General features: G+C 45.8%; 10 protein-coding genes. 7 read left to right on the forward strand and 3 right to left on the reverse strand.

Features of this window, described 5'->3' with window-relative positions:
- Positions 1 to 106 precede the first annotated feature (106 nt).
- The 6 genes from hemE to mscL all read left to right on the forward strand — a co-directional run bounded on the left by hemE (position 107) and on the right by mscL (position 6,431).
- Positions 107 to 1,153, forward strand: a complete 1,047-nt coding sequence (gene hemE / locus L985_RS03945; RefSeq protein WP_023467354.1) for a uroporphyrinogen decarboxylase — start codon at positions 107 to 109, stop codon at positions 1,151 to 1,153.
- Complete coding sequence (hemH, locus tag L985_RS03950; protein WP_029340941.1) at positions 1,150 to 2,082, forward strand: ferrochelatase; 933 nt, start codon at positions 1,150 to 1,152, stop codon at positions 2,080 to 2,082. The genes hemE and hemH overlap by 4 nt, the downstream gene beginning before the upstream one ends.
- The gene (gene hemG, locus L985_RS03955; protein WP_047396240.1) at positions 2,072 to 3,481 is read left to right on the forward strand and encodes a protoporphyrinogen oxidase; all 1,410 of its coding nucleotides are present in this window, start codon (positions 2,072 to 2,074) and stop codon (positions 3,479 to 3,481) included. Before hemH ends, hemG begins: the two co-directional genes overlap by 11 nt.
- A 136-nt stretch (positions 3,482 to 3,617) precedes the next feature.
- On the forward strand, positions 3,618 to 5,069 hold the full coding sequence (cls, locus tag L985_RS03960; protein ID WP_029340943.1) for a cardiolipin synthase: 1,452 nt from the start codon (positions 3,618 to 3,620) through the stop codon (positions 5,067 to 5,069).
- 75 nt (positions 5,070 to 5,144) lie between these two features.
- The gene (locus L985_RS03965; protein WP_029340944.1) at positions 5,145 to 6,026 is read left to right on the forward strand and encodes a Cof-type HAD-IIB family hydrolase; all 882 of its coding nucleotides are present in this window, start codon (positions 5,145 to 5,147) and stop codon (positions 6,024 to 6,026) included.
- Between the two features lie 12 nt (positions 6,027 to 6,038).
- A complete protein-coding gene (mscL, locus tag L985_RS03970; RefSeq protein ID WP_029340945.1) occupies positions 6,039 to 6,431 on the forward strand; it encodes a large-conductance mechanosensitive channel protein MscL in 393 nt (130 codons plus the stop codon).
- A 261-nt stretch (positions 6,432 to 6,692) separates the two neighbouring features.
- On the opposite strand, the gene L985_RS03975 is transcribed toward mscL, so the two are convergent.
- Positions 6,693 to 8,855, reverse strand: a complete 2,163-nt coding sequence (locus tag L985_RS03975; protein ID WP_047396245.1) for an ATP-dependent helicase — start codon at positions 8,853 to 8,855, stop codon at positions 6,693 to 6,695.
- Between the two features lie 267 nt (positions 8,856 to 9,122).
- Here L985_RS03975 and L985_RS03980 point away from each other — a divergent pair, with 267 nt between their 5' ends.
- Complete coding sequence (locus L985_RS03980) at positions 9,123 to 9,599, forward strand: GNAT family N-acetyltransferase (protein WP_235609858.1); 477 nt, start codon at positions 9,123 to 9,125, stop codon at positions 9,597 to 9,599.
- Between the two features lie 50 nt (positions 9,600 to 9,649).
- On the opposite strand, the gene L985_RS03985 is transcribed toward L985_RS03980, so the two are convergent.
- Positions 9,650 to 11,116 (reverse strand): glycoside hydrolase family 32 protein, encoded by a 1,467-nt coding sequence (locus tag L985_RS03985; RefSeq protein WP_047396247.1) that lies wholly within the window; start codon positions 11,114 to 11,116, stop codon positions 9,650 to 9,652.
- 86 nt (positions 11,117 to 11,202) lie between these two features.
- A complete protein-coding gene (locus tag L985_RS03990; protein WP_047396251.1) occupies positions 11,203 to 12,786 on the reverse strand; it encodes a diguanylate cyclase domain-containing protein in 1,584 nt (527 codons plus the stop codon).
- Positions 12,787 to 12,801: the final 15 nt, after the last annotated feature.

A 12,801-nucleotide genomic window follows, 5' to 3' on the forward strand; every position in this document is an offset into this window, starting at 1 on the left:
AACGATTTATTGGCACAGACTTCTTAATTTCAGATATAATGTTTCTGTGTTCACAAACTTATCGTACGTTTTTTTGGGGCGTTAGAACGAGTATAAAGGGGTAGTTATGATGAAGAAATTCAATGATACGTTTTTGCGGGCGATCCGTGGCGAGCAGATTGATCACGTTCCCGTCTGGTACATGCGACAAGCAGGTCGTTATCAAGCGGAATATCGTGAAATCAAGAAGACGCGGACGCTTTTCGAGATCACACATGACTCGGAACTAGGCGCATATGTGACAGAACTACCTGTAAAACAATTAGGGGTCGATGCAGCGATTCTGTATAAAGACATCATGACGCCACTTCCATCGATGGGTGTTGACGTCGAAATCAAGAGTGGCATCGGGCCAGTCATTGCGAATCCGATTCGCACGATGGCAGATGTAGAAGCACTGCAACCTTTCAACCGTGAAGATATTCCGTATATCTATGAAACAATTCGTTTGTTACGGGAGCGACTCGAAGTACCGTTGATTGGTTTTTCCGGGGCACCATTCACGCTCGCGAGCTATATGATTGAAGGTGGTCCTTCGAAGGGATACCATAAGACGAAAGCATTGATGTATGGACAACCTGAGGTATGGCATGCCTTAATGGAGAAACTAGGTGACATGGTCATCGATTACATCAAATCACAAGTAGATGCAGGAATCCAAGCGTTCCAAATCTTTGATTCATGGGTCGGAACGACAAGCCGGAAAGATTATGTCCGTTACATCAAGCCGACGATGGAACGCATTTTCACGGAATTAAAAGACACAGGCGTGCCGATGATCATGTTCGGTGTAGGAGCGAGTCACTTGGCGGAGGAATGGCACAGTTTACCGTTAGACGTCGTCGGACTTGATTGGCGTTTGTCGATCGACGAAGCGCGTGAGCGTGGACTGACGAAACCTGTCCAAGGAAACCTCGACCCATCTTATCTGTTAGCGCCATGGGATATCCTTGAAGCAAAAACGAAGGAGATTCTCGACATGGGAATGAAGCAACCAGGCTTCATCTTTAATCTCGGTCACGGCATCTTCCCGGAAGTCGATCCAGAAGTATTGAAACGTTTGACTGCATTTATCCATGATTATTCGAAAGAAAAAATGGAGGTAGGAAAATGAAGACGTTAGGACTACTTGTTATGGCGTACGGTACGCCATATAAACCAGAAGATATCGAGCGTTATTATACGCACATCCGTCGCGGACGCAAACCGTCTCCAGAAGCATTGGCAGAGTTGACGGAACGTTACGAAGCCATCGGTGGTGTCTCACCACTCGCACAAGTCACGATTGATCAGGCTGAAGAGCTACACCGTCAATTGTCTGAGAAATATGCTGGTGAAATTGAGTTCAAGCTCTATCTTGGTCTGAAACACATCGAGCCGTTCGTTGAGGATGCTGTCGAGCAAATGGCAAAAGACGGCATCACGGAGGCGGTCACGGTCGTTTTAGCACCGCACTATTCGACGTTCAGTATCCGTTCATACAATGGTCGTGCGAAGGAAGTCGCGGACAAGCACGGTATTCATTTAGCATCTGTTGAATCGTGGTACAAAGAAGAAGCGTTCCTCGATTGGTGGGGTAAAGAAATCCGCAAGACGTTCGACGCTTTACCAGTACCTGAAGAGAAAGCTGTCCTTGTCGTTTCAGCACACAGTCTGCCTGAGAAAATCATCGCAAACGGTGATCCATACCCAGAGCAATTGAAAGAAACAGCCGAATTGATCGCACAACGTGCAGGTGTACCGCACATGATCACAGGCTGGCAATCGGCTGGACAAACGCCAGAACCATGGCTTGGACCAGATGTTCAGGATTTGACGCGTGATGTCTACGAAGAAAAAGGATACGAAGCATTCGTCTACGTACCCGTTGGTTTCGTTGCCGATCACTTAGAAGTACTGTTTGATAATGATTACGAGTGTAAAGTCGTCTGTGACGAACTCGGAATCCATTATGCGCGACCTGTCATGCCAAATGCGAATCCAGCTTTCATGAAGGCTGTCACGGAAGCCGTAGCGAAACAGGTGGGTAGTTATGTCCAGTAAACGTCTCGTCATCGTGGGCGGTGGTATATCAGGACTTGCAGCCGCCTATTATGCAGAGAAACAGTTTCCGGAAATGAATATCACGTTACTCGAGGCAGAAGGTCGTCTCGGTGGTAAGGTGGCGACATATCGGGACGAAGGATTGACGATCGAGCGTGGACCGGATTCATACGTCGCTCGGAAACACGTGCTGACGGATCTCATCGAAGAGATCGGATTAGGGGAACAACTCGTTCGCAATAACACGTCGCAAGCGTATATCTTGGATGTGCGCGGTCTCCACCCGATTCCAAAAGGTGCAGTCATGGGTATCCCGACCGATTTAGAGTTATTCGCAGAGACATCTCTATTGACGGAAGAAGAAAAAGCAGAGGTGTCAGAACGCTTGCTTCACCCTGCTCCTGATTTGACGATTCCGGAAACGGACATTCCATTAGGGGAATACCTGCGTCCGCGTCTTGGAGATGCGCTCGTTGAGAAGTTGATCGAACCGCTTCTTTCAGGCATCTATGCGGGTGATATCGACCGGATGAGTACGTTTGCAACCTATCCGCAATTTGTTGCCAATGAACAAAAAGCAGGAAGTTTGTTCGAAGGAATGCGTCTCATGCGTCCGCTTGACCAACAACAAGGTCCGACGCTCAAAGCGACAGGTCAATTCTTGTCACTTGCTACTGGACTTGAATCCCTTGTCGAGCGGCTAGAAGAGGTGCTTGAACGGACAGAAATTCGTCTTGAGACACCACTTCGCTCCATTGAACGGGAAGAAGATGGGCGGTATCGTCTCGAAACGGATCATGGTCCAGAGTATGCCGATGATATTTTGTTGACGATTCCGCATCACCAAGTCGTGTCCCTGTTACCAGAAGCGACGCTTCCAGGGCTTGCGAACCTTTCGACACACTCAACGGCGACGGTTACGTTGATTTTCGATAAAGAAACTGCGTTACCGATTGATGGAACAGGATTCATCGTCAACCGTCGGGCACCGTATTCGATTACAGCATGCACGGCGATTGATCAAAAGTGGAATCATGCGGCACCAAATCATACCGTGCTCCGTGCCTTCATCGGACGCCCCGGAAAAGATGCACTCGTTCGTGAATCAGATGAAGTGATTGAACGCGTCGTCTTAGAAGACCTTGAAAACATCTGTGGTCGTCCATTGCAACCGGAACGTGTCGTCATCAGTCGTCTATTAGACGGCTTACCGGCCTACACGGTAGGACATGCACAGCGGATTCAAGAAGTGCGAGAAATCGTCTCTTCTCACTATCCACACATTCATTTAGCCGGACTTGCTTATGATGGTGTTGGATTGCCAGACTGTGTGGCAGGTGTCAAAGCGACGCTTGAACAAATGGCGTTACAACAACCAGAACCATGTCCAGAATCATGACACACCTAAACCTTTTTGAAGCTAGCAGTGCTTCAAAAAGGTTTTTTTGTCTTCAGAAGAATGATGAGGAAAGAAACGGGAATAAGAGACAGAGGAATCAAAATCGAAGAATACCGTTAAAACGGGAGGGAATCGTATGGTGGAAGTATGGAGTACATTCACGATCATCATCGTCTACGGATTGCTCATCATGAATATCTTGGCTGTTCTGACAGTTATTTTTCTCGAACGGCGCGATATTGGTGCGACGTGGGCATGGGTATTCATCTTGTATTTCGTTCCGCTCGTAGGATTTCTCGTCTATCTGTTTTTCGGAAGACTGTTGAAAAAAACGAATTTTTATCGTGTCACGGATGAAGAACAACTGGAACAGGATAGACGGATTGCCTTACAGAAAAAAGAACTTGTAACGATGGGACGGCACCCGATGATTCAAAAGCACCGGGATATGATTCGGATGAACCTGATGTCGAACGGTTCGTTACTCAGTCTCTCCAATCAACTGCAGATTCTTTCGGATGGCGAGCAGAAGTTCAATCGGATGATTCAAGATATCCGCCAGGCTGAGCATGAAGTGAATATCCAGTACTACATCATTCAGAAAGACCGCCTCGGGTTAGCGTTGATCGATACATTAACCGATTGTGCCCGTCGAGGAATCAAAGTCCGTCTCTTGTATGATGCTGTCGGATCACGCAGTCTCAAACGGACGGATTTCAAGGATTTACTCGCACACGGCGGAGAAGTGTTTGCCTTTTTCCCATCGACGATCGGATTCGTTAATTTTCGATTGAACAACCGCAATCACCGTAAATCTTGTATCATCGATGGTCGAATCGGTTACATTGGTGGGTTCAACGTCGGTACGGAATATCTCGGGATCGATGAAAAGTTTGGCTACTGGCGAGATACACATTTTCGCTTGGAAGGTGACGTCGTTCACGATCAGCTTGATCGCTTTATTCTCGACTGGAACCAAGCAAGTGACGTCTATACGGAAAAATCTTTGTTTTACTATGGAACGCACAGGATTCAGGATATATTACCGATGCAAATCGTCACGTCGGGTCCGGATTCCCGTTCAGAATATTTGAAGCTTGCCTTGATTAAGATGATTAACGAAGCAAAACGGACGATTTACATTCAATCGCCTTATTTCATTCCAGACACGAGTTATTTAGATGCGTGTAAGGCAGCTCTTCTGTCCGGAGTGGAAGTGCGAATTATGATCCCGAACAAACCGGACCATCCATTTGTTTACTGGGCAACGACTGCTGCTGTAGGGGAACTACTATCTTACGGAGCTAAAATCTACACGTATGAACCTGGATTTTTACATGCGAAGACGATCGTCGTCGATGGCGAGGTTGCTTCGGTTGGAACGACGAATATCGATGCACGAAGTTTTCGGTTGAATTTTGAAATGAATACGATTGTCTATGATCAGGAAGTAACGATTGAACTAGAACGGCTCTTCCTCGCCGATTGTGAGGTATCAAAGCTCATGACGGTCGATTCGTATGCCGCGCGTTCAAGAATGATTAAATTCAAGGAAAGTATTTCGCGTTTGTTGTCCCCGATCTTGTAAACCGCGTTTACGACCAGTCAAAATGTGAAAAATGGTATAGTGGTATGGAAATAGAAAAAGAGGAGAGTGAAGACGATGGCAAATCCAATCAAACTACTCGTATCAGACATGGATGGAACCGTTCTTTCGGGTAAACAACGAATTGAACCGGAAACGATTCAGGCAATTGAAGCAGCACGCGAACAAGGTGTCGAGTTTGCAATCGCGACAGGACGTAACTACTTAAATGCAAAAGAATTAACAGATGCAGCAGGAATCCACTGTCCGATCATCGCGTCAAACGGGGCACGTGTGATGACCGTCGATGGAGAAGAGTTGAGTGCGACGACGTTAACGACGGAGCAAGCGCAACAAATTTACGGCATCATCAGTCAATATGAAGTCTTCTTCGAGATGTTCTGTGATCAAGGACTCGTGACAGCACAAGGGGCGACAATCGATGCAGCCTACGATTCGTTGAAAGAGTTGAGTGAAGAGAGTGATCGGGCAAAACAAGTGCTCGATTTCTTCCACGATCGCTATTATGTCCAAGAAGACGTCAAGATGATTGATGGATTCCGATCGTACATTCGCAACCAAGCAGGACAAGTGTTCAAGTTCATCTCGTTCTCGTTTGATCAAGAATTAATGAAAAAGATTTGGCAGGAAATCGAGCAGAAGGTCGACGGTGTCTATGTCACGTCGTCAGGACACGATAATATCGAAGTCATGGCAGCTGGGGCCGATAAAGGAACGGCAGTTAAAATTCTTGCCGACCACCTTGGTGTTCCGATTGAACAAGTCGCTGTCATCGGTGATAACTTGAACGATATCCCGATGTTCAAGGTTGCCGGCAAGGCGATTGCGATGGGGAATGGTCATGATGAAGCAAAAGCGATTGCCCATCACGTGACGAAAACAAACAATGAGCACGGCGTCGGATATGCGATTCAGCAGTTGGCGTCCCGCGCTTGGTAAGGGGGACGTTTCATGTTTAAGGCATTCAAGGAGTTCGCCTTTCGCGGAAATGTGATTGACTTAGCGGTCGGGGTCATTCTCGGTGCTGCCTTTAGCGGGATCATCAAGTCGCTTGTCGACAGTGTCTTCATGCCGTTGATCGGAATCATCATCGGTGGCATTGATGTCAAAGGCTTGTCAGTCATGGTCGGAAACGCGGAGTTACAGTATGGTCAGTTTCTTCAAGCAAGTATTGAATTCTTGTTGATCGCATTTGCTCTGTTCCTCTTCGTCAAGGGCATCACTTCGTTCCGAAAGAAAGAAGAAGTCGTCGAAGAAGAGGCAGCGCCAACGACAGAAGAAAAATTACTGACAGAAATTCGGGACGCCTTGGTTCGTCAGAATGAGTCATCGACGAAAAATTAACGGATACAACAAAGGCTGACTCAAAAGTCAGCCTCTACAAAGATAAAGGTGGCCGAATAAAAATCTGCCACCTTTATCTCGTAACAAAAAGAATGACGCGTCACACGTCACTCCTACAGGAAAAAGCGCATTATGCGCTGTCAGAGACAAACAAGACCCGCTTTCCTGCTTGAATGAAGCAGGAAAACTGGCTTGTGTCTCGCCTGAGGAAAGAGCGTGAAAAGACGCGTCATTCTTTTTTTGAGTCAGGTCCATTTTAAATCATAAAATTTCGAGTAATGCATTTTCAGAGCAGACTTGTAACGAAAGCTGTTTTTTCATTCCTTGATCAAATGAAATTTCTAGCACGTCGTCAACCAGGTGCAAGACGGTTCCAGGACCAAATGCTGTATGCGAGACACGCATGTTCTCAGTGATCGGTAGTGGAGGAATGCTAGCTCGCGCTGTAACAGCAGGGCGATGGCGCTCTACTTTTCGTTTTGCAGCGTCAGGCGTGACAAGACGATGGACGTCTTCGACGAATGGCGAGACATCAAATGATTTTGATTTAAAACGATAGGACAGGAGATGTAGTTCATGTCTTGCCCTTGTCATGCCGACGTAAAACAAGCGCGCTGCTTCTTCCATATCATCGAGTTGCCCATTCTTATAAGCTTTAATCGTATCAGCTGACGGTAGAATCCCTGCGACGAGATCGATCATGAAGACACGATCGAATTCGAGTCCTTTCGCACTGTGGAAGGTCGAGAGGGTGACCGCATTTTGATTTTTATTTTGTTTCGCATCACGCATTAACTGTTCAAGATGCGATATTCGTTCGCGAAAGGCAAGTAACGTCGGTACATCGCTTGCGATATTATCGATCGTATTCAATGTTTCGAGCAGATGATCGAGGCTAAAACCAAGACTCTCACTCATTTTCCGTAAATTCTTTTCGTATCCTAATTCATGACGAATGAGGGAAAGCGCAGCAGACGGACGAACGGTCTGAATGGAAGCAAACGTCCGTTTCATTTGCTGGAGTTGTTTCTTTTGATAGAACTTCATCTCGATTTTATTTATAAGCAGATCAAACAAAGACTCACCCGTACCGAACTGCTGCAATTGAGCCAGTTGCGCTTTTGAGATATACCCGGCGAATTTCGTATGGATGGTTGCTAGAATCTCGATATCTGTTGGATCTTGTGCGAATGTCATGAAATTTAAAATATCCTTCAAAATCCAATGACTGAAGAATTTATGATCAACATCCTTAATGTAGAAAGGGATATTTGCTTGATCTAACGCATTCATGACGTTAATTGAAGAAGCGTTGTTGCGATATAAGATGGCTACTTCACGATAATTTGTCTCTGTCCGTAACTGATTCAACAGATAGCGGGTCTGATCTTCATAAGTCGGTAGCGTCTCTAAGATGATTGGACGAACAGCAGCGTTCTCCGTGAACATCTGTTTCGGATAGCGTGCTTTATTGCGCTGAATGAATTGGTTCGCGACGGATACGATGTCTTGAGACGAACGATAATTTTGCTCCATATAAAGAATCGTCGCATTCGGATACGTATCCTTGAAATGAAGGATTTTCGAAGCATCTGCACCACGCCAACTGTACAGTGTTTGGTCATCATCCGCGACGACACATAGACGGTTGTGTGGTAAGGCTAACTTCTCGACCAATTGATGCTGGACGAGTGACGTATCCTGACTCTCATCCGTTAAAATATAGTCAAAGCGTCGCTGATAATGTTGCAACAGACGACGGTCTTGCTCCAAAATCGTATTTGCATACGTCAACATATCGTCAAAGTCGAGTAACGGATGTAAGGGATCACGCGACTTAAATTGTTCATATGCCACATAGATATCAGGAAAATGTTTAATCGTCGTCGGTACTGCCTTGATTTCCTTTAAAGACAGGAGACGGTTCTTGACGAAGGAAATCATCCGTAATAACTCATCCATCTGATCATCAGTAATGACACTCCGATTCATTTCCTGGAAAATACGCCGGAGTAACATGCGTTTATGTGGCGCATTCGGATGTTGTTGATCCATCGGTCCTTCGATGATCGTATAGGAGAGACGTTGCTGGGATGTATGATCCCGAACGACTTGAAAAGCAAAACTATGGATCGTTGAAAAAGCTGCCGTTGTTCCGATTAGCTCATGGAATAAGTGATAAAATCGATCCGCCATCTCACGCGCTGCCGCTTTACTGAAGGTCAGCCCTAGAATACGATGTGGTTCGATCTTTTTTTGTAAAATCAAATAGGCAATTTTAAAATTAAGCGTCGTTGTTTTTCCAGAGCCGGGTGAGGCGAGTAACAGCAACGGACCATGGTCATGTTCGATTGCCTGTTGTTGAACAGGATTCAGTTGAATGCCGGTCAATCGCTCCATCTGTTCGAAAAAATCTTCATGCATGATACAGTTCACCTCGAGCGTATTAATTTCGCGTCCAATAATCGAACTTTCCCTAGTGTATCATTTTTAGTGTCAGGAGTGGATTACGGAAAGAAGAACCGTGGAATAAAGAGACAAGAACCTATTGGATGTTATGTAAGACGAGTACCCTAAAAGACTAGGCAAATGGACACAAAAACATTAAAATGGGAATAGATGTAAGAGAGTACTCTCTTGTCCTGTACAAAGAGGGAAGGCGGAATGAGAATGTCTGTAGTGAAATTACACATGTATACGAATGAACATTATGAACAATGTGAGGCGTTCATTCTTCCAGAAGAACAAGTCCAGTTTACTTCTTTTCCGACGGATGTCGTCACAGATGCAGTTGCCCATCCAGATAAATTCCCGGTCGTCATCAAAAAAGACGATCTCGTCGTCGGATTTTTTATTCTCCATCTCAATCCCCCTAAAACACATCGAACACATGAACAAAGTGTCCTGTTACGTGCCTTTTCCATTGATGTACGCCATCAACACCAAGGATACGCGAAAGAGGCAATGATGCAGTTGCCAGAGTTTGTCCATCATCATTTTCCAGAAGTCACAGCGATCACACTGGCAGTCAATAAGAAGAATATTGCTGCAAAATCATTGTATTTCAAGACGGGATACGTCGATACGTTACAGTCCGTCATGGGTCCGATTGGGGAGCAACACATCCTTGCATTTGATTTAGAAAAAGAACTGCGATTGAAGCATTGAATTAAAAAAGCATTTTCCTGATTCTATTCAGGAAAATGCTTTTTGTTCATTTAAGATAAATCAAAAATGGATAGATGGGCAGTCGCTTCACCAGAGAAGGCGATCCCACGACTGGATGCTTTCGGGAAGATGCGTCCAGATGCAACGGCTTCTCCATCGTTCAGGAAAAGTTCAAATGAAGAACGATCTACGAACAAACGTAATGTATGCAAGTCTTTTGTAAGGACAGTCGACCGCGATGTACCAAATGTTTCAGCAGGGACTTCCGCGCCTGAACGGCTTCGATCGATCGTAAATTGACGTGATACAGCATCGTAGTGGAATACCGTCTCTTCTGTAGCGTCTTGACGAATCGAGAAGCGGAACGAGTCGGACGACAGCTTCAAGTCTGTCATCATGAGTTCGAAAATCTCGGCTTCCGCAATCGTCACATCTTGCTCGAAAAGAATCGTTTCGTCAAACAGTGTCTCTTTTCGTAGCTGTGTCAGTTCACGGACAGGTCGTTGACGAAGTTGTCCCTGTTCGATCGTTAATTCACGTGGCAATGTCAAAGCATGTGCCCAGTTATAGATGTCAGAAGGATAACTAATATCCGGTAACCCCATCCAACCAACAAGAATCCGTCGACCATCTGCCGCTTCAGTTGTTTGTGGCGCGTAGAAGTCAAATCCGAAATCGAGTTCTTGGAACGATTCGTGTGTGAATGTTAAGTCGGGTAAAGCTAACGGTTCACCGATGAAATAACCGGACTGGAAGATATTTTGATAGTTCGTACCATCCGGTTCAATCCCTTGAGGACTAAAGAGGAAAATACCTTTTCCATCGAGTTCAAAATAATCAGGACATTCCCACATATAACCGAATGTTGGATTGTTCGTCTGTAATTCACCGAGGAATGTCCAGTGCTCTGCATCTTGAGACTGATAGATGACAGTACAACCCGTCAAGTCAATGCGCTGTGCACCAATGATGCAGTACCAGGTACCCGATGCATCTTGGAAGACTTTCGGATCACGGAAATGTTCCGTATATCCTGCAGGAACGTTTGGGATAGCAGGTGGTAAATGTTTTTCGATTCGTCCATCCGAGCGGAGATGACCGACGATCTGGCTCGTATGGCGATTCCAATCCGCATCCCGTTTATTGCCGGTATACATGATGTGCACTTGATCATCTTTAATGAAGCCACTACCGGAATAAGCACCGTGCGAATCAGGATCGTCATTCGGGATCAAGGCGGCTCCTTCATCGAACCAATGTACAAGGTCTTTTGATGTCATGTGATACCAGTACTTCAGCCCGTGTACGGGTCCGAGTGGAAACCATTGATAAAACAAATGATAGAGACCATCATGATAGACGAAGCCGTTCGGATCATTCAAAAGTCCGGTCGGAGGTTGGATATGGTAAGAAAATCGCCAAGGAGATGTGCGAACTTCTTCCTTCATCGCTTGGTAGACGCTCGGATCGACATCCGAGAGGGGACGGTATCGTGCTTCACGTGTCCATTGATTCATGTTGACAGCTCCTCGTTGAAAAATTATACGCTTCTCGTTCACCTTACGGAGGAGAGCAGCGCTTGTCAATCCTCCGTCCTGAATGGTCAATGAACGGACATACATCCTCTACCGTTTTGCTTCGAACGATAGAGCGCTAAATCAGCATGATGCATGACTTGTTCGAGTGATTCTCCTGTCACCTGTTCGGCGACTCCGATACTCATCCCGATGTGGACGGTTTGTTCTTCTAAGTGATACGGCATCGAGACGTGAGCGATCCATTGTTCACCTAAGTATCGTGCTTCTGTTAAGGATTGAGTCGTCAAGACGATGATGAACTCATCGCCGCCCAGACGAGCCACGAATCCACCCGGTGGAAGCAATTGTTCGAGACGTTGACTGACTTCGATCAGCAGGAGATCACCTAGCGCGTGACCATACGTATCATTGACTGATTTAAAGCCGTCTAAATCAAGGCAAAGATAGATAGAATGCGTTTCTGCAGGCAATTGTTCGATGTATTGAGCGAGACCGTTGCGGTTCGCGAGACCAGTCAGGCTATCGCGTTGTGACAAGCGTTCAAACGTTAATTTCTCTTGTTCGGTATGTAGCAAGCGATGAATCAGTCGTTGTAAGGCATCCGTCAGTGTCTCGATTTCTCGGATTCCACGATGATTCGGGAGTGATTTTGATGGATCATCCTGCATCTGTTGTGCGGCATGTGTGATTTTTAATAATGGTCGTGTCAATAGCTTCGCTAACATCCAGCCAAGTACGGCTGTAACGAAAGAGGCAATCAAACCAGCGATGAAAATCGTTTGACGTAAAGCATCGGCATCAGCGAACGCAATCGAAGTCGGTTGACGTACGAGAACCGTCCAACCTAAGCCATCGTAATCCTTGTAACCTCGGCTTGTGCTTTGACCAGAGACAAATTCTTTCCCTTGCCAGGAAGCGGTCGCAGAAGCATTCGAAGTCAGCGTTACGCTATCGGGTAATGTTTTACCGCTCCATCCGCTTGGTCCAAGTAAAATCGTTTTTCGATCTTGACTAATGATGAAGACATCGACTTGTTGGAGAGAGGAAGTAGCACTCTGAAAGCTTTGTTCAATCGCTTTTGCCCATTCGAAACTGAGATGTGTTGCGAGGACACCAGAAAATCGACCCTGATCATATAAAGGTGTACTAATATCGACGAATTGGAGTGGCTCACCGCTTGGGTTCGGCAATAATTTTGCGAGTAGGACAGCTTCATGGACATCCCCGATGAATGGTTGTGATAAGGCTTGTTGGAAGACAGGGCGTTCCTTGATCGACGTTCCTTCAAGAATCTGGTTCGTTGACGCAACGACGTTACCTTCCGTATCTAATCGACCAATCCAAGAAAAGTCAGGAATCTGCCGTTGTAACTCTTCGAGTGTCCGTCGCGTTTCTGTTTTTTGTTCTGTTTGTTGAATCGTTGATAAGGAACCCAGCAATTTTACTTCGGCATAACGTGACCACATGTAATGATCAAGCTTATCAGATAGTTGGTGAGCGGTCGTTGACAGATTCATCCCGACTTCCGATTGGAGTCGGTTTGTTGCATGTTGACTAATGAAAAAAGTTAATCCGAGCGTCATGCTAAAAAATAGCAGGGAAATCAATCCCGCTAACAAAATATCAAAGCGAAGTGAGGGTTTGGACATTGTGTGATACTCCAT

It is taken from the genome of Exiguobacterium sp. ZWU0009 (genome assembly GCF_000798935.2).
GTDB lineage: Bacteria > Bacillota > Bacilli > Exiguobacteriales > Exiguobacteriaceae > Exiguobacterium_A > Exiguobacterium_A acetylicum.

Coding starts and splice junctions, on each gene's coding strand:
- hemE (WP_023467354.1), top strand. CDS start 107: ATGATGAAGAAATTCAATGATACGTTTTTGCGGGCGATCCGTGGCGAG.
- hemH (WP_029340941.1), top strand. CDS start 1,150: ATGAAGACGTTAGGACTACTTGTTATGGCGTACGGTACGCCATATAAA.
- hemG (WP_047396240.1), top strand. CDS start 2,072: ATGTCCAGTAAACGTCTCGTCATCGTGGGCGGTGGTATATCAGGACTT.
- cls (WP_029340943.1), top strand. CDS start 3,618: ATGGTGGAAGTATGGAGTACATTCACGATCATCATCGTCTACGGATTG.
- L985_RS03965 (WP_029340944.1), top strand. CDS start 5,145: ATGGCAAATCCAATCAAACTACTCGTATCAGACATGGATGGAACCGTT.
- mscL (WP_029340945.1), top strand. CDS start 6,039: ATGTTTAAGGCATTCAAGGAGTTCGCCTTTCGCGGAAATGTGATTGAC.
- L985_RS03975 (WP_047396245.1), bottom strand. CDS start 8,855: ATGCATGAAGATTTTTTCGAACAGATGGAGCGATTGACCGGCATTCAA.
- L985_RS03980 (WP_235609858.1), top strand. CDS start 9,123: ATGTATACGAATGAACATTATGAACAATGTGAGGCGTTCATTCTTCCA.
- L985_RS03985 (WP_047396247.1), bottom strand. CDS start 11,116: ATGAATCAATGGACACGTGAAGCACGATACCGTCCCCTCTCGGATGTC.
- L985_RS03990 (WP_047396251.1), bottom strand. CDS start 12,786: ATGTCCAAACCCTCACTTCGCTTTGATATTTTGTTAGCGGGATTGATT.